At 58.4% G+C, this 16,355-nt stretch carries 15 protein-coding genes; 4 read left to right on the forward strand and 11 right to left on the reverse strand.

The annotated features are described in order from the left end of the window. Window positions 1-146: 146 nt before the first annotated feature. From AABO57_06850 to AABO57_06860, 3 genes are read left to right on the forward strand one after another with little or no spacing between them, the layout of a single operon-like run. Window positions 147-689, forward strand: a complete 543-nt coding sequence (locus tag AABO57_06850; protein ID MEK6285441.1) for a DUF2318 domain-containing protein — start codon at window positions 147-149, stop codon at window positions 687-689. Window positions 690-749: 60 nt separating this feature from the next. Then, the gene (locus AABO57_06855) at window positions 750-1,937 is read left to right on the forward strand and encodes an FtsX-like permease family protein (GenBank protein ID MEK6285442.1); all 1,188 of its coding nucleotides are present in this window, start codon (window positions 750-752) and stop codon (window positions 1,935-1,937) included. A gap of 45 nt (window positions 1,938-1,982) precedes the next feature. Continuing rightward, a complete protein-coding gene (locus AABO57_06860; GenBank protein ID MEK6285443.1) occupies window positions 1,983-2,669 on the forward strand; it encodes an ABC transporter ATP-binding protein in 687 nt (228 codons plus the stop codon). 171 nt (window positions 2,670-2,840) lie between these two features. Here the strand turns inward: AABO57_06860 and AABO57_06865 are convergent, their stop codons facing one another. The 11 genes from AABO57_06865 to npdG form a co-directional block, all read right to left on the reverse strand. Further along, the gene (locus AABO57_06865; GenBank protein MEK6285444.1) at window positions 2,841-3,623 is read right to left on the reverse strand and encodes an SDR family NAD(P)-dependent oxidoreductase; all 783 of its coding nucleotides are present in this window, start codon (window positions 3,621-3,623) and stop codon (window positions 2,841-2,843) included. Between the two features lie 348 nt (window positions 3,624-3,971). Further along, window positions 3,972-5,393 carry a sodium:solute symporter family protein gene (locus tag AABO57_06870; GenBank protein ID MEK6285445.1) on the reverse strand — a complete coding sequence of 474 codons (1,422 nt, stop codon included), beginning with the start codon at window positions 5,391-5,393 and terminating at the stop codon, window positions 3,972-3,974. Between the two features lie 99 nt (window positions 5,394-5,492). Continuing rightward, the gene (locus AABO57_06875) at window positions 5,493-6,470 is read right to left on the reverse strand and encodes a P1 family peptidase (protein ID MEK6285446.1); all 978 of its coding nucleotides are present in this window, start codon (window positions 6,468-6,470) and stop codon (window positions 5,493-5,495) included. Window positions 6,471-6,786: 316 nt separating this feature from the next. After that, a complete protein-coding gene (locus AABO57_06880; GenBank protein ID MEK6285447.1) occupies window positions 6,787-7,197 on the reverse strand; it encodes a hypothetical protein in 411 nt (136 codons plus the stop codon). A 383-nt stretch (window positions 7,198-7,580) separates the two neighbouring features. Further along, window positions 7,581-7,730, reverse strand: a complete 150-nt coding sequence (locus AABO57_06885; protein MEK6285448.1) for a DUF4160 domain-containing protein — start codon at window positions 7,728-7,730, stop codon at window positions 7,581-7,583. A 45-nt stretch (window positions 7,731-7,775) separates the two neighbouring features. After that, window positions 7,776-9,047, reverse strand: a complete 1,272-nt coding sequence (locus tag AABO57_06890; GenBank protein ID MEK6285449.1) for an acetylornithine deacetylase/succinyl-diaminopimelate desuccinylase family protein — start codon at window positions 9,045-9,047, stop codon at window positions 7,776-7,778. A gap of 119 nt (window positions 9,048-9,166) precedes the next feature. Further along, a complete protein-coding gene (locus tag AABO57_06895) occupies window positions 9,167-10,465 on the reverse strand; it encodes an aminotransferase class V-fold PLP-dependent enzyme (GenBank protein ID MEK6285450.1) in 1,299 nt (432 codons plus the stop codon). 204 nt (window positions 10,466-10,669) lie between these two features. Continuing rightward, entirely contained in the window at window positions 10,670-11,422 is a 753-nt protein-coding gene (gene cofE / locus AABO57_06900; protein MEK6285451.1) for a coenzyme F420-0:L-glutamate ligase, read from the reverse strand. A 66-nt stretch (window positions 11,423-11,488) separates the two neighbouring features. Next, window positions 11,489-12,151: a 2-phospho-L-lactate guanylyltransferase gene (gene cofC / locus AABO57_06905; GenBank protein MEK6285452.1), complete on the reverse strand. Its 663-nt coding sequence runs from the start codon at window positions 12,149-12,151 to the stop codon at window positions 11,489-11,491. Further along, window positions 12,148-13,119 carry a 2-phospho-L-lactate transferase gene (gene cofD / locus AABO57_06910; protein ID MEK6285453.1) on the reverse strand — a complete coding sequence of 324 codons (972 nt, stop codon included), beginning with the start codon at window positions 13,117-13,119 and terminating at the stop codon, window positions 12,148-12,150. Before cofD ends, cofC begins: the two co-directional genes overlap by 4 nt. A gap of 246 nt (window positions 13,120-13,365) precedes the next feature. After that, window positions 13,366-14,058, reverse strand: coding sequence for an NADPH-dependent F420 reductase (gene npdG / locus AABO57_06915; protein ID MEK6285454.1), 693 nt, complete (start codon window positions 14,056-14,058; stop codon window positions 13,366-13,368). 441 nt (window positions 14,059-14,499) lie between these two features. On the opposite strand from npdG, the gene AABO57_06920 reads away from it, so the two are divergent. Next, complete coding sequence (locus AABO57_06920) at window positions 14,500-16,350, forward strand: SpoIVB peptidase S55 domain-containing protein (protein MEK6285455.1); 1,851 nt, start codon at window positions 14,500-14,502, stop codon at window positions 16,348-16,350. The last annotated feature ends 5 nt before the right edge of the window (window positions 16,351-16,355 follow it).

Raw genomic sequence — 16,355 nt, forward strand, 5'->3', positions numbered from 1 at the left:
TCAAGAGTTCAGGGTTCCGAGTTCAGGGTTCGGTGGTACAGCCAGATTCGTAATTCGCAGTGTAGCGTCTTACGAGGATGAGAGTGAACCTGGAACCCGGAACCCTGAACCCGGAACCTCGGAGTATAGTCGGAGGGCAAGCAGGCATGGACACGAAATCGCAGATGCGCGCGGATAAGAAGGCGCAGTTTTCGGAAGGCTCAAAGGCCAAGGGCAAGACGACCGCGATCCTGGTCGCAATCGCCGTGGTGCTGGCCGGCGTGGGAGTTTTTCTGGTAATGAATGCTTCAAACGAAACCCCGCCCGCCACCGCTGTAGCGACCAGCCCAGGTTCCAGCGGATCAGACTCTCGCGACGTCAGAATCGCGCTTTCAGACTTGAGCAGCACCGCGAAGTTTTTCGACTACAAGCTGTCCGACAACAAGCCCGTCCGATTCTTCGTGATCAAGAGTTCCGACGGCGTTTATCGCGCGGCGCTCGATGCGTGCGACACCTGCTATCACGCGAAGAAGGGTTATCAGCAGGAAGGCGACGACATGGTCTGCCGGAACTGCGGGCTGCATTTTCATTCGGCGAAGATCAATGAGGTGCACGGCGGCTGCAATCCGGTCGGGCTTCCACGAACGGTCGAGGGCGATCAACTGGTGATCAAAGCGAGCGAGCTCGAGAGCCGCGGGGGCTACTTCTAAACGCGTATGCGCATAAGCACAATCGCATTTGCAAATCTCAAACGCCGCAAAGGCAAAGCTATGTTCCTAACAATCGGCATCGCCATCGGCATCGGCACCGCGGTTGCCCTGCTGAGTCTGAGCGGTTCCATCAAAGAAGAAATCGGCTCGCAACTCGATCGGTTCGGCGCAAACATCGTCGTCGTGCCTCAATCAAACAGCCTCTCGCTCGACTACGGAGGACTCTCGGTGTCGAGCGTTTCCTTCGACGTCAAACAACTCAAGAACGAAGACGCGCACAGCGTTCTAGACATTCCGTTTCGAAATCGTATCAGCAACGTCTCGCCAAAGCTGCTCGGCGCAGTCAGTGCCAATGGGCGCGAGGTTCTTCTCGCAGGCGTGGACTTCAACAGCGAGCTGACGCTGAAGCGCTGGTGGCGCCTAGCCGGTCGCAAGCCTGAAGGCGAACAGGAGGTGCTGGTCGGCTACGAGGTCGCCCGCGCTCTTTCACTCATTGAGCCAGGCTCGACCGACGGGCAGCAACACGTTTCGCACGGCGGCTCGCACCAGAGCGGCGAGGATCAGTTTCAGTTCAAGATCGTCCGCGACCGGGTGAAGATCGCCGACCGCGATCATCAAGTGGCGGGAGTGATCGCCCAGACAGGCGGGCCCGAGGACCAGATGATCTTCGGATCGCTTGCTCACGTTCAATCGCTCCTGAACAAGCCGGATCAGTTGAGCCTGATCGAAGTGAGCGCGTTGTGCAAAGACTGCCCGATCGGCGACATCGTCGCACAGATAAGCGAGCGCATCCCTCACGCGAAGGTTTCCGCCATTCAGCAATCGGTTCGCGCGCGATCGGACACGGTGGAGCGGCTTACACGGTTTTCGGGAGTGGTTTCAGCGGTGGTGCTCGCGATCGGAGCGTTGATGATCTTCACGACGATGATGGGCTCGGTCATCGAGCGCACGAAAGAGATCGGCGTGCTGCGAGCGATAGGATTTCGACGGACTCACATCATCAAAGGGTTGATGATCGAGGTCGCGGTGATCAGCCTGTTCGGCGGCTTGTTGGGTTGGGCGGCAGGAATGCTCGCAAGCTGGGTTGCGCTGCCTTACTTCGCGGAAACGAGAGTGATCTTTGAATTTCAGCCCTGGCTTGCAATAGTGGCGGTCCTTGCGGGATTGACCATTGGCACCGTCAGCAGCTTCTACCCCATCGTTCGCGCCTCGCGCCTCGATCCCTCCGAAGCCGTGCGATATGTGTGATCTTAGCGTCTTTGCGAGTCTCTGCGTTCTTTGCGCGAGGACCCTTTGGCTGAAAACGAAATGCCCTTCATAGCGATCGAGAACATCAGCAAGGTTTACGAAGCAAACGGAGAGTCCGCGAGCGTGCGCGTGCTTTCGGACGTTAACGCTGAGATCGCAGAAGGCGAGTTTGTTTGTTTGATGGGGCCGTCGGGTTCGGGCAAGAGCACGCTGCTCACGGTGGTCGGCGCGATGAATCATCCCACCGAGGGCCGCGTGCTCGTTGACGAGATAGACGTTTACGCCCTAGCCGATGAGCGCCGCGCGGACTTTCGCCGGGAATATCTCGGCTTTGTTTTTCAGCAGCATCACCTGATGCCTTATCTGAACACGATCGAGAACGCGATGCTCCCGGTTGCGACGACCAACTTGAGCGCGAAGGAGAAACGCGAACGCGCAATGACCGTGCTGGAAAAAGTCGGGCTTGCCGACAAGGCTTCACGGCTGCCGAATCAACTTTCAGGCGGCGAGCAAGGGCGGCTGGCGATCGCTCGGGCGATAGTCAACGAGCCGCCTTTGATTCTTGCTGATGAACCGACCGGCTCGCTCGATACAAAGACCGGCCGCGAAGTTATGGAAGTGTTCCTCAGGCTCAACGCGCAGGGACAGACTGTCTTTATGGTGACTCACAATCCTGAGAACTCGGCGCTAGCGCACCGGATTATTAATATCGTTGATGGGCGAATTGCCTAAGGTTCAGGGTTCCGGGTTCCTGGTTCAGGGTTCAGGGTTCAGGGTTCAGAGTTGAAGACGCAGTTTCCTGAGTTGTCGGCTCTTGATTCGTGTTCGTTGAATCCACGACGCGGTAACACAAAACTTCAACTCTGAACCCTGAACCCGGAACTCTGAACCCTGAACCTGGCTTTAGAGTGGCGGGTCGAATCGCCCGTCTACCGCAGTCCATCCGCCGTCAACGAATAGCACCGAACCGGTAACGTAGCTCGACGCATCCGAGGCCAAATAAACCACCGGCCCGACCATCTCATCCGCGGTGGCCCATCGGCCAAACACACTCTTCGCTGCATAAGCCGCATACCATTCGGGGTGATCCTTGATGGGTCGGGTTAACGGGGTTTCGACAACTCCAGGAGCGATTGCGTTCACTCGCACTCCAGTCGATCCAAGCTCGGCCGCGAGAGCGCGCACCATCTGCACGATGCCGGCCTTGGTTGCCGCGTACACGCCCTGTCCTGGCTCAACGACCTGCGAACGAATAGACGAGAAAGCGATGATGCTGCCACTACCGCGCTCCGACATGATTCGCCCCGCTTCGCGCAAGACTCGAAACGTTCCTTTAAGATTCAGTTCGATCACTCGGTCGAACTCCGCGTCTTGATAGTCTGCGATTGGCTTGCGCACATTAGCGCCCGGCGTTGTGACGACTATGTCCAGACGCTGATACTCATCCGTGACAGCGCGAAACAGCTCCGCGACGCTTTCGGTTTGCGTGATGTCAACGAGCATTGCCGTTGCTCCGCCAGCGATCTCACGCATGGTTTTCTCGGCGGCTTCCGGGTCGACATCAGCGCAAACAACCGACGCGCCATGGGCCGCGAGTCCCTTTGCGGCAGCCTGGCCGATGCCCGACCCCGCCCCGATCACCACTGCTACGCGGCCCTCCAGGTTAAAGAGTTTTTGGTAGTCCATTCATCGCCTCACACCCAATGTTTCGCCTGACCAGTGTCACCGTGTTCGCGCGACCAAGGTAGCGAAGGATCGCAAGGCCGAACACTAAATCACAGATCGGGAAGCTGCTCGGGCGACCAGGGTGCTGAAGGATAACAACGCCTGGCCCTGGATCACAGGTCGGGAAGGTGGGCTTGCCCCCGCTCTTGGTGAGAATTGTTTCATCAAGAAAAAGCGGGGGCAAGCCCACCTTCCCGACCGCGAGCTTGAGAATCATGGCATTTGCTGGCAGTCGCATGGTCAAGCTCAGTGTGGGGTTGCCAGAGGACTTCAGATGCCTTCCCGGCCTGTGATCCTACCCATACCTTATTAACTCGCGTTTAGCTCGCGCGTTTTCCAAATAGCATTAACGCTCAACATGACCACCGTGCCTACGGCGATGCCCACAATCAGCGACGGCACGCCTCGAACTCCTCGGCCTTCAGAGATCAGCTCGAGCGCGAACGTCACAAACACAGAAGCCAACATCGATAGAATGGCCGAGCGTGCTTGGACCTTTCGCGTGTACAACCCCGCTATGAGAGGCAATAGCAACGCCGCCGACAGAAGCGTGTAGAAGATCTTCAGCGCCGAGATCACCGTCGGGAGAAAAGTACCCAGTATCGCACCGGCAACTCCGCACGCAATCGCCGAAGCTTTAGCTACTCGCATCAGTTGCTCATCCGTAGCGACAGGATTGAGGAAGGCCTTGTAGAGGTCCTTGCTTAATGAGGTGCTCAGCATGAACAACGCCGCGTCGGCCGCGCTCAGCTCAGCCGAAAAGATTGCGCCCAACAACAACGCCCCCAGCCACAGCGGCAGCGCCTGAGTCAACAACGTCGGAAGCGCCAGTTCGTGATTTGTCAGCTCCGGAAATTTGGATCGCGCGATGACGCCAATCAGCACGGGCACAATGGCGTACGCCAGCAGAGCCGCAGCGTTTGCGCCAACCCCGATGCGCACCGCTCTCTTGTCGCGCGCGCCGAAGAGCTTCTGCAACAGGCCCGGCGAGATCACGAACGACGGCGCGAGGATGGCGAGGTAGCTGATCGCCGCAGACCAGCCCTGACCTGTCACTCCGAAGTAAGCCTCGACGTTCTCCGCCCCAACCGTGGTCGTCACACTCTCCTTCAAGCCCGCGAGCCCGTTGCCCGCGCCAAGTAAGTAAATCAACACGGCCACGAAGCCCGCGATCTTAACCGTCAACTGCAATACGTTTACGCGAGCCGTCGCGTGCAAGCCTCCAAGCGTGAAGTAAGTCGTGATCACGACCGCTGCGATCGAGCAGCCGACGGGCTTGCCCACGCCCGCGACGACGTTGAGTATCCACGCGACTGCGATCAACTGACCGGCGAGAATCGACAGCGACCCAAACCAAAGAAGCAGGGCCATCGCACCGCGAACGCTTCTGTCGTAGCGAAACTCCAGATAGTCGCCGACTGTGTAGAGGTTGTGCTCCTTGGCGACGCTCCAGATCTTGGGGCCTACGGTCAGCGCGAGTATCACCGAGCCGATCCCCGCCGACCCGACCCACCACCACGCAGACAGTCCATCGCGATAGCCGAGCCCGGCTGCCCCAACAGTCGAGCCCGCGCCAATGTTCGCGGCGAGAAGCGTCGAGAAGATCAACCCGGCCCCGAGGCCTCGCCCGGCTACAAAGAAGTCGCTTGAGTGTCGCACACCTCGCGAGACGACCGCGCCAACAACGATCATCAACGCGGCGTAGGCGACAAGAATTAGAAGAAAGGTCATCGGGCTTTGCGTTTCTTTGCGGCTTGGCGTCTTTGCGTAAAACGGTTTCGCGCAAAGCCGCAAAGCCGCAAAGCCGCAAAGAACGCGAACTCTCTAGCGTCACAATTCTGTAGCGCTCGGCAATCCAGCAATCCCGCGAGCGGCGCGAACCGCGCGCAAGACCGCTTGAGCCATCGCTTCGGCGGCCAGCGCGCCAATCAACGTCACGTTAGCCGGCTTCGAAGACCTGCCGGTCGCGAGCGCAAAAATCGTGTCGCCGTCATAAGCCGTGTGCACCGGATTAATCGTCCGAGCCAACCCGTCGTGAGCCATCTGCGCAACCTTCGACGCCTGTGCTTTTGTTAGCGCCACATCAGTCGCAACGACTCCGATCGTCGTCGCTGCGCCGGCAAGAGCCGGCGGTAACGGCTCGCCCCCGAGTATCGCCGCCATCGAATTCAGCAGCGACTTACCGTCTTTCGTTCGCGCCCCGGCAACGACCTTGCCAGTCGCTGGATCAAAGACGTCGCCTACGGCGTTTACTGCCACGATTGCACCGACCGTAACGCCTTCGAGCTTTATTGCCGATGTGCCGATGCCGCTCTTCATCGCCCGCGACATTCCGAACAACTTGCCAACCGTAGCCCCAGCGCCCGCGCCGACGTTGCCTTCAACAGGCGCCGTCGTCACCGCAGCTTTGCAGGCTTTGTATCCGGCTTCAGCATCGGGCCGGATCTTCGCGTCGCCGACTCCGAGGTCGAACAGGATCGCCGCAGGAACGATCGGCACGCGAGCCACTCGCATGTCGAAGCCAATCCCGTGCTCTTCAAGGTAGCGCATCGCGCCAGTCGCCGTATCGAGCCCGAATGCGCTCCCGCCCGAGAGCATGATCGCGTGGACCGTTTGAACGGTGTTGATCGGATTGAGCAGATCGGTGTCTCGCGTTCCGGGCGCAGAGCCTCGAACATCGACACCGGCAACCGCGCCTTCCTCGGTGAGAATCACCGTACAGCCGGTGGGCCTGCGCGTGTCGGTGAAGTGCCCGACCTTGATTCCTGCGACGTCGGTGATCGAACGCCGGTCAGCAGTAGCAGTCAGAGCGCTGGCGTTATCTTCCGCTGCACGGTCAAAAGCGACTGCTGTGCGAGACGGCGCAAACACGCTAATACCTGCTGCGGTGATTGCGCCGCGCAACACTTCACGTCGAGTTGGTCTAGTCACGATCGCTCCCCCGATCTCGAGGCGGTTGAAGCAGCTTGCAGGCGCGGCCGACGGTTGGATCTACCGAACGGTTGGGATGACGGGCCGCGCACGTAACACTCAAGAAATGATACGAAACTCGCTTGCGCGGCTCCGGTCCATCCAGTTGTTGACGTACCGGTGAAGGCGAGCTCTCTCTTCTTTCTCTATTCCTTCAATCAATCTTTTCCTTGTTTAGCTCTGTCATCTGCCGGTAATACAATAATTGTTGTCCCTTATCATTTTTCTCTGACTGAAATTCAAGTGCGACCTGTGCCCTTTTCCTCATTGGCTCTGTGTGGATAAACGGCATAATGTCTTTTAGAAATGCCAGTGCTTTTTCTGAAGCGATGGCCCACTTCCACTGCCGCTTTAAGTTTGAAGGCTGTGTGATCTCTTTGTTGAATCCATGCCACTGCTTCTGAAACAGTTCGGGAATGTTTTTGGCAATGCCGACAATCACACATCGCAATGTATAAGCGTCTTTACCGGACTTATTTATCACTATTGAGCCTCTTGCCTCAAACATTCCGGCAAGCCAAGAAAGCTCCAAGTCACGAGACGGTTCAGATTTCATTGCTGTCATAAGTCTATCCGAGAACCCGAATCTTATTGATAAAGGCCTCTCTACGGATCATGCAGGCGTTCCAACAAGTGCGGGGATGAATGGCAGATCGAACCTTACAGCTCGATCGGGCTGAGCCGGAATCTGCCCGACAGCTTCCCAGCCGTGATCTCTGAGAAACCTATCTAACTCGTTTGAGGTGAGAAGATCTTGAAAAATCGCATCGAGCGTATATCCAATATCTTCCATCAATTCAGACCAAGTCTCAGCCTGGACCGTAATGCCGAGAGGTTCGCACTCTGCAATCCAATCGCCGCTTTTCGCCTTGAAACAATTCAACGGCAGCTTTGTGTTGATGTGTATGACATCGATGGGCATGGCAGAGACCAGAATACGCTGAGTAGCTATGCGAAACAAGAGGTCAACAATATTACCGGATCAAGGCAGAACTTCGCGATGTCCGCGTCGCGCTCGACGTGGATGTGTTGCGGCTCATCGCGGTCCCCGGCGTAGAAGAAAAACCTGTACGGTCCGGTTCTGAAGACAGTGGGCATAGGTTAGTAGTTCGCGTGTGTGTTGCCAGCTTCAGCGGCCAATTGTCACTCGACTCCCACCAACTTCATTGTCCCCAGCGCCATCGCCTTGCAAGCAGCCGTCAGATGCTCGATCTCGCAATACTCATCAGGTTGATGCGCAAGGTTGAGTATCCCCGGCCCGTAAGCTATGCACTGCTCGATGCCGGCGATCCGCGAGAAGTGCTTTTGATCATAAGTGCCCGGGCTGGCGATCAGCGGCGGTTCGCGGCCGACAGTTTCGGTGATCACAGCGCTCATCGTTTTCACAAGCTGCGACTCGGGCGCGGTCATCGTCGGATGGACGATCATCAAATCCTTCAACTCATATTGAAGCTCGGCGTCATCGGCGCGCAATTGCTCGATCAGCTCGATGAACTCTTCGCGCGCGTCTTCGAGCTTCTCTTCGATCAGGAACCGGCGGTCGAACACCGCTCGACACAGATCGGCGACGCAGGGCGTTTGAGGCGAGTCGGGATCCTGACCGCCGACAATCGCGTTCACGTTGATCGTAGCGCTGCGAGCGCCTTCGGGCTCGACCGGCATTCGAGTCCGGCGCTCGGCAAGCTTAGGCTTGAGCTGACGTTCGATTCGCTCGATCAGCCGGGCCATTCGATCAATCGCGCTCACCCCCAGAAACGGCATGCTGCCGTGGGCGATTCGTCCGTGCATCAAGACTTCAAACCAATACACGCCGCGGTGGCCCAAACAGATCCGATCGTAATCGAGCGGCTCGGTGATGATCACGTAATCGATCAGATCCGGTCTGACATAGCCATGCTCGGCAAGATACGCTACGCCTGCGAACCCGCCGCTCTCTTCATCGACGGTTGCGCTCTGTTCAACCGATCCCGCGAGCTTGAATCCCGCGCGGCGAATCGCCTCGACTGCGAACAACGACGCGGCGATCCCGGCTTTTTGATCAGTCACGCCGCGGCCATAAATTCGTCCGTCTAGCATCTCGGCGGCGAACGGATCGAGCGTCCACCCGGCGCCCGGCGGCACTACGTCGATGTGGCCGTTGAAGTGAAGCGTGGGATGAAAGCGCAAGCCGTTCAGATGACCGATGACGTTGACGCGCGGATGTTCGGGCGTGCATTCGGGGCGGCCGGCCGCTTCGATGAAGCTCACCTCGTAGCCGAACTCTCTTAGCTTATCGCCGACGAAGTGCGCGCAATCTTTGTAGTTTTCGCCCGGCGGGTTGACGGTAGGAATGCGGACGAGTTGCCGAAGCCACTCGACCATTTCATCAGCGAGGTCATCGACGCGGGCCAGGACTTGTTTCTCAGGTGTCGTCATGTTCTGAAGCGTTCGTAGTTCGGCCTTCAGGCGGAAGTTCGTAACGCTCGCCGAAGAGACTAACATACCAACTGGAACCTAAGGCCGAACTACGAACCTCTTCATACGCGAACCAAGACTCACGCCGCCAACCCTGAGCGAATCGCCTTCTCGACCGCGTCGCAGAACGTGTCGATATCGGGCAGCGTCGTGTAGACGTTCGGCGTGACCCTGATCCCCTTGAATTCGTCGTGAGCGATCGGCGCGCAGATGATTCGATAACGTTCCCAAAGGTGCGCGCAAAGCTTGGCGTGATCGGCGCCTTCCACGCTGAAGTTCGCCAGCCCGCAAGACTGCTGAGGATCGTAAGGCGTCAAAATGCGCACACCCTTAATCGTCTCGAGCCGGCGCGCCCAACGGTCCTTTAAGAAGCGAAGCCGCGCGGCTTTTCGTTCGCTGCCTATGCCTTCGTGGAAGGTGAGCGCTTCGGAGATCGCGTTGTGATTAGCCGCCGGGTGCGTGCCAATCTCTTCAAACTTGCGAATGTCGTCGTCCTGTTTCTTGTCGGCGGCCATCAACGGCCATAGCTTTGCGATCTTGGATTTTCTAACGTAGAGAAAGCCGGTGCCGTGAGGAGCGAGCAGCCACTTGTGCAGACTCGTGCCGTAGTAGTCGCAGTCCAGATCGGCGTGCTTGAACGGGAAATGCGCAAACGCGTGCGCCCCGTCGACGATCACTTCGATGCCGCGCTCGCGTCCCAGTTGGCAGATTCGCTTGATTGGAAATATCTGGCCGGTCAGGTTGGTGATGTGACAGACCAGGATGACTCTGGTCTTCGGAGTGATTGCGCGCTCGAACCGTTCGAACAGATCATCCATCGAGGGCGGCGGAACCGGGAACGAGATCGTCTTGAGCTTGATGCCGTCGCGCCGTTCGCGTTGCCGCCACGAAGTGAGCATTCTCGGATAGTCCTGATTGGTTGTGAGCACTTCGTCGCCGGGCTTCAGGTCCAACCCGAAGATACAGATCTCGAGCGACTCGCTTGCGTTTCGAGTTATCGCCATTTCCTCGGGGTCGCAGCCGAACGCGGCGGCCAGTCTGCGGCGCACGCCTTCGACTTCGGGCTCGAGCACCTTCCACATGGTGATCGTCGGCGCCGAATTTGAGAACTCGAGGTAGCGGCGCATCGCGTCTTGAACGATGCGGGGGGAAGGGCTCACGCCGCCATTGTTGAGATTGATCAGCGAACGATCGACGGTGAACGCTTGCTGAATCTCGCGCCAGAAGTCTTCATCGGCGGCGATCTTGTCCGGAGAGGCTGCGCCTGCGGCTCGCGAAGCTGCAAGAATGCGATCGATGCCGCCTTCGCGAAGTGAAGCGAGGCTGGCCACGGTAGCCGCGCTGCCGACCGATCTTAGGAAGGTTCGTCTCGTAAACATGCGATTGTCCTCTCGCCCGATGCTCATTGCGGCTGTAGCGCAATAAGCAGGGGCACGTCTGACCACAGGAGTATCCGCTCAGTCAGGTGTTCGTGCCGGGTGAGCGGTGGCCCCATCTCGCTGATTCTCCCGGTTCGTTCAAACTCCCGAAGTGATGCCGAACTTTCTCGTTTGGAACGGCGCGATTTTATCACAGGACCGCCCTCATCGAAACAAATCAAGCTCGGGAACGCGGATCAACTCGCGGCCTGACGCATCGCGCGATTCATAGTCGAAGCCGCGAATGATCGCGACGGGGATTCCAACGCTCTTCTTCATCACCAGCTCCGCCGCCGAGGCAAGCTCGTCCGCAATTGCGATGACGGTGACTTGCAACGGGCGACCGTGTGAGTCCTTCTGGCCGCGATAGTCGATCAGCGGCGCTATGCCCGAGACCCCGAGCGCGACGTTCACCAGTCCCTCGCGCCACGGGCGGCCGAAGGTGTCAGACACAATCACCGCGAGGCGTACCCCGAATGCCTGTTTAAGCGCTGTCTGAATCCTTCGAGCTGATTCGTCGGGATCTTTGGGCAGCAGAGTCACCATCCCTTCGGCGACGTTTGAAGTATCGACGCCCGCGTTGGCGCACACGAAGCCGTGCTCGGTCTCCGAGATCAGCACACCGCGCTCCATGCGAACGATCCGCTTCGACTCGCGCAGCACGACTTCAACGACGCGAGCGTCTTTGTCATAAGCGGCGGCCCACTCTCGAGCGCGTGATGAGGGTGTAACAGAATCCAGATGCACGATCCGGCGTTCGGCTTTCGAAATGATCTTCTGCGCGACGACGAACACATCGCCGTCGACGACTTCGATCCCGGCATCGCCGAGAGCCGTAGCGATCAGAGAGGCGACATCATCGCCGCCGGCCACTTCCGGCATTCCCGGTAGTCCGATTAGTTCGATCTTGGTGGTCACAATCTTTGCGTGCTTTGCGGCTTTGCGCGAGGGCCTGCTTCTACCGCAAAGGCGCAAAGCCGCAAATCAGCGTCTCACATCCTGCAGCCGTTCGAAAGCTCTCATCTCACTCAAAGCGGCGACTGTTTGGGCGCCGCCGCCTTCTTCGAGCAAGTGAGCTACATCGGCGGGTTCGTCGATGTCCAGCGCGATGCGAGGGTTATTCACAATCATGCATTCAACACCAACGCGCGCTGCTTCTTGCTGGTGCAACGCGCGCGAATCAGGACCGAACCGCGACGGAAACAGATACGGCGGCGTGCGAATAATCGCGTTCGTGCCTGTACCCTCTCGCGAAGGCACAAGCAGCGCGCCGGGCGACTCAAGCTCGATCGAGAGAAGCTCGTCGATGTCCGCGCCTCGCACAAGTGGCAGGTCGGCGGGCAGCCTCATCACCGTATCGAAGCCGCGTTCGCTCAGTATGCGCGAGGCCCAATCAACGGACGCGCTTTCCGAGACCTGCGATTCTTCGATCAACACATCCCATCCGAGTTCGCGCGCGCGGTCGACGGCCGGCGCAAAGCTTGTAACCATCACGACCCGATCTGGCTTGCGCGCCGCGGCGACTGCCCGGCTAACGTCTTCGAACATCGCCCAAGCCAGGCGCCGACGCTCCTCGGCTGACAGCAAGTCTGCAAGCCGAGTCTTCGCATTGGTTGGATCTTTGATTGGGATGAGAAGCGCTTTCATATCGATGTGGCGCCTGATTCAGTGACCCCGATATCGTGAAAGGGATTCAACATTTCGAGGACCAACCGCGCCAGATGCTGCTTGTCATCGAGGGTCTTCATGACCGTGTCAGTGCTAAACACCCGCATACCGAGCGATTGGATGTCCGCTGCTTGTTCGTAGTCCGTTTCGTCAAGGATGAAGACATCCAGGACATCGTCGTAGATCTCCGCGACGGCGCTTGCCGAAACCTCATGCCCGAGGTCGCTCAGCATGTCAGCCGCCGGACCCTTCAGAGCTCTTCCCCCGACGATCGGCGTAATGGCGACGACCGTCGCTCGAGTTTCTCGTAGAGATTCTCGCACGCCGGGCACTGCGAGAATCGGGCCGATGCTGATGAACGGATTGCTCGGACAAATGATCACTGCATCAGATTCCAGAATCGAATTCAAAACGCCGGGCGCAGGCTCGGATGAGTCGATGTTATCAAACTGAATTGCACGCACACGCGGCTCGCACCTTCGACGCACGAAGTACTCTTGAAAGTGCATCTCGCCTTCGTCAGTCACCACTCGCGTGGGCGTGTAAGCGTCGGTCATCGGCAGAATCGTCGAGCGAACGCCAAGCGACCGGCGGATGAAGTCGGTCACTTCGCTGAGCGAGCGGCCGCTTCGAAGCCCGTTCGTCCGGAAAATGTCTGTAGCCAGATCCCGATCACCAACGTTGAACCACGCCGCTTCGCCGTAGCGCGCGAGCCATCGCAAGCATTCGAACGTGTCGCCCTTCAGTCCCCACCCGTTGTCTTCGTTGATTTCGCCCGCGAGCGTGTAGGTGATCGTGTCGATGTCGGGGCAGATGCGAAGTCCGAACAACTCGATGTCGTCGCCGGTGTTGGCAATGATTGTGATGTCCTCGGGCGGCATCACGCGCGCGAGTCCGAGGAGAAACTTCGAAGCGCCGACGCCTCCTGCCAATGCCGTGATTTTCATATTCATGGGTTCAGGGTTCAGGGTCTAAGTTCAAGGTTCCGAGTTCCGGGTTCAGGGTTTCTGGTTCCTAGTTTCTGGTTTCTTGTTGCTGGTTCCGCGCATTCCAACATGTCTTTTCTGATTTTTGGTTACGAGCCTGGAATCAGAAACCAGAAACCAGAAACTAGGAACCAGAAACCCTGAACCCGGAACTCGGAACTCGGAACCTTGAACTTAGACCCTGAACCCTGAACCGTTAGGCACGCCCTACAGACCAATTACTCGATAGCGCGCGGTCTTGATCTTGTGCCTTCGATTGATGCCGATCGCGAGCACGGTCATCCGCTCGAGCGTGCGCGCGCTGTAGAGCGTTCCGGCATCGACGGCTCGCAAGCCCTTGATGAACGCGATCGCTTCCATCACTCGCGACTTCGCTTCTTTCGAATCGCTGGCCACGAACGAATCGCAATCGAGAGGCTCATCGATTTCGGCTAGCAGGTGAGCCGGCTCGGTCTTGAAAGCGGCAACGAGCGGGATACTCTCCGGCAGCAGTTTCTTGAGGTGCTCGCTCGCCGAACCTTCCGGAAGCTCAACGTAGCGCACACGGCCCTGCTCGAACGAGACCGGCACGGTTATGTCGATCAAGATCGAGCCTTCGCCGAAATCCTGCCGGTGAGTTTCGAGCGTGGAAGCCGCGTGCGCAAACGGAACTGTGAGCAGCGCGAACTCGCACCCGGCGATCACATCCCGATTCTCACCGTAGCCGATGCGTGGCGACGCCAACTGCCCCGCGCGCACATCCAGGAGTTGATTCAGCTCATCGGCGGTGGCCTTTGCGCGATCGAGGGTGCGCGAACCGATCGACACTTGCGCACCAGCCAGCGCCCATCGAAGCGCCAGCCCGCGGCCTTCTTCGCCGGTGCCGCCGATGAGTCCTACGCTGAGTTCGTTGATGTTCATTCTTGTATGAGCTCACTCTCGATCCTGCTTCCGAAACGCCTGGTCAACGTTGCCACCTGGCAGAGTGAGTGTCAACGCGGTCTTTCGCGACATGCGGTCCTTCGCTCGGAATGGGCGACACGCTTCTGCACGACGAACTTCGAGCTTGCTCATACCCACTTCGTCAGAAGTGGGTGGCTGATGCTGTAGCCTACAAGAAAGCACCGCGTCCCCTCTCACGAGGTGGGTATGCGCGAGCAAGTGGCGCCAGTCGCAACCGTCACGAATCGTTCGAGGCCTTGGACCAGGGAGTCGAGGCTGGCCTAGAAGAATCTTGACTCTATGATTTACACGCGGGTATGATCAAATTGCTCTTCTCAGACGACACCGTTACGTTGCTTCAAGCAACGTGAGCACAATCGAGATTGAACTTTAGGGCAGCCCCGTAAACAGGTACAACATATGAAGCATGTTTTCACCGCATTCTGTTGCATAGCCATCCTCACCGTTGTCGCGCTGGCTTCCGACTCGGCATCAAACCCGAACTTAATGCCGCTCGATCAAGTTCGCCCGGGAATGAAGGGTTACGGCATGAGCGTATTTCAGGGTTCAAAGCCCGAGCGGTTCGAGGTCGAAATCCTTGGAACACTCGAGGGCATGCCCAACCCTAAACAGAGCATCGTGATCGCGCGTTTGAGCGGTCCGCTTGTCGATCGCACCGGAGTATTCGCGGGCATGAGCGGCAGCCCGGTCTACATCGACGGCAAGCTGGTCGGCGCGGTGGCCTATGCGTTTCCGTTCGCCAAGGAGCCTATCGCCGGAATCACGCCGATCAAAAACATGATCGACATCTTCGAACAAGGGCAAAAAGAAGAGCAGCCTCGATCGAGCCAAAGCGTCAGCTTCAAGACACTGATAGGGCAGAGCACCACCACTTCATTTGATTTGCTGCCTGCTTTGCCTTCCGCGCAACTCGGCGCTCGAGCCGCAAGCAATGTTGCGCTGATGCCTTACGTCGGTCAAACCATTGTTCCCATTGCCACGCCCGTAACCTTTTCAGGCATTTCTCAAAACGTGCTCGAAGCGTTCGCCGGCGACCTGAGAAAAATCGGCATTCAACCGATTGCCGGGGTGGGCGGTGGATCGAGCCTCGGGCCAATGGTTCCGGCCAACGAAGACACGTTGGCGGCGGGCTCATCCGTAAGCGTGCAATTAGTGCGTGGAGACTTCACGATCGACGCTGCCGGCACGGTGACCTATCGCGACGGCGGGCGCATCTACGCGTTCGGCCATCCGTTTCTCAGCTCAGGCGCCACAAGCTGGCCGATGGCAGAGTCGTCGATCGTTACAGTCGTGCCAAACTTGAACAACTCATTCAAGCTTTCGGCGGCCGGCAATCTGGTCGGCTCGATCAATCAGGATCGCTCTGTCGGGGTGTATGGCCAGTTGGGTGAGAAGCCGCGAATGGTTCCAGTCCGCCTGACCGTTCATACCAGCCGGAACAAGACCGAGAGCTACAGCTTCGAAATAGTCTCTGATCCGTTTCTGACTCCGCTGCTGACCCGGATAACAATGTTCTCGGCAATAACCGCGACCGAGCGTCAGATTGGAAACCAGACGCTTAAGCTCGGCGGCCGCATCCAGATTAAGGGGCAGCCGGACATCCTGCTCGACAACAGCTTCGCTTCGCCGAACGGCGCGGCGCTGTTTGCGGTGAACGCGGTCGCGCAACCGCTGGCAGTATTACTCAACAGCGGCTTCAACGCGCTTGACCTGCGCGGCATCGAGCTCGACGTCACCTCGACCGACAGCCGATCGAGCGGCAGCTTGAACCGGTTGTGGGTAGACAAGACTGAAGTGCGTCGCGGCGAGAGCATCGAGATGCAAGCGTTTGCCCGAAACGACAACGGCAGCGAGTTCGTCGAGCGAATACCGTTGATGATTCCGGCCGACGCGCCGATTGGCCCGGTAGTGATCACGGTCGGCGACGGCGCCTCGCTCAATCAAGCGGACCGCGCACAGCCATCTGCGGATTTCTCGCCGAGGGATCTGGGTCAACTGGTTCGCGCCATCAACAAGCTGAAGAGGAACAATCGGCTCTACGTCAGGGTGTTGCGCCCGGGGACCGGCGCCATCGTCAACAACGAAGAGATGCCGGTGCTGCCGCCGTCGATGCTGGCGACGCTCGGATCGAGCCGCACATCCGGCGGCTTCACGCCGCTGTCGGTGGCTACGCTTGCTGAACACGAGCTTCCGCCGTCGCAGTTCATCATCAGCGGTCAGCAGACGATAACAATCAACGTGGTCCGGTGACTGAG

The organism is Acidobacteriota bacterium (assembly GCA_038040445.1).
GTDB classification, from domain to species: Bacteria; Acidobacteriota; Blastocatellia; order UBA7656; family UBA7656; genus Onstottus_A; species Onstottus_A frigus.

Excerpts from the sequence above, each read along its gene's own strand:
- AABO57_06850 (MEK6285441.1), top strand. The coding sequence starts at position 147 with ATGGACACGAAATCGCAGATGCGCGCGGATAAGAAGGCGCAGTTTTCG.
- AABO57_06855 (MEK6285442.1), top strand. The coding sequence starts at position 750 with ATGTTCCTAACAATCGGCATCGCCATCGGCATCGGCACCGCGGTTGCC.
- AABO57_06865 (MEK6285444.1), bottom strand. The coding sequence starts at position 3,623 with ATGGACTACCAAAAACTCTTTAACCTGGAGGGCCGCGTAGCAGTGGTG.
- AABO57_06870 (MEK6285445.1), bottom strand. The coding sequence starts at position 5,393 with ATGACCTTTCTTCTAATTCTTGTCGCCTACGCCGCGTTGATGATCGTT.
- AABO57_06880 (MEK6285447.1), bottom strand. The coding sequence starts at position 7,197 with ATGACAGCAATGAAATCTGAACCGTCTCGTGACTTGGAGCTTTCTTGG.
- AABO57_06885 (MEK6285448.1), bottom strand. The coding sequence starts at position 7,730 with ATGCCCACTGTCTTCAGAACCGGACCGTACAGGTTTTTCTTCTACGCC.
- AABO57_06890 (MEK6285449.1), bottom strand. The coding sequence starts at position 9,047 with ATGACGACACCTGAGAAACAAGTCCTGGCCCGCGTCGATGACCTCGCT.
- AABO57_06895 (MEK6285450.1), bottom strand. The coding sequence starts at position 10,465 with ATGTTTACGAGACGAACCTTCCTAAGATCGGTCGGCAGCGCGGCTACC.
- cofC (MEK6285452.1), bottom strand. The coding sequence starts at position 12,151 with ATGAAAGCGCTTCTCATCCCAATCAAAGATCCAACCAATGCGAAGACT.
- cofD (MEK6285453.1), bottom strand. The coding sequence starts at position 13,119 with ATGAAAATCACGGCATTGGCAGGAGGCGTCGGCGCTTCGAAGTTTCTC.
- npdG (MEK6285454.1), bottom strand. The coding sequence starts at position 14,058 with ATGAACATCAACGAACTCAGCGTAGGACTCATCGGCGGCACCGGCGAA.
- AABO57_06920 (MEK6285455.1), top strand. The coding sequence starts at position 14,500 with ATGAAGCATGTTTTCACCGCATTCTGTTGCATAGCCATCCTCACCGTT.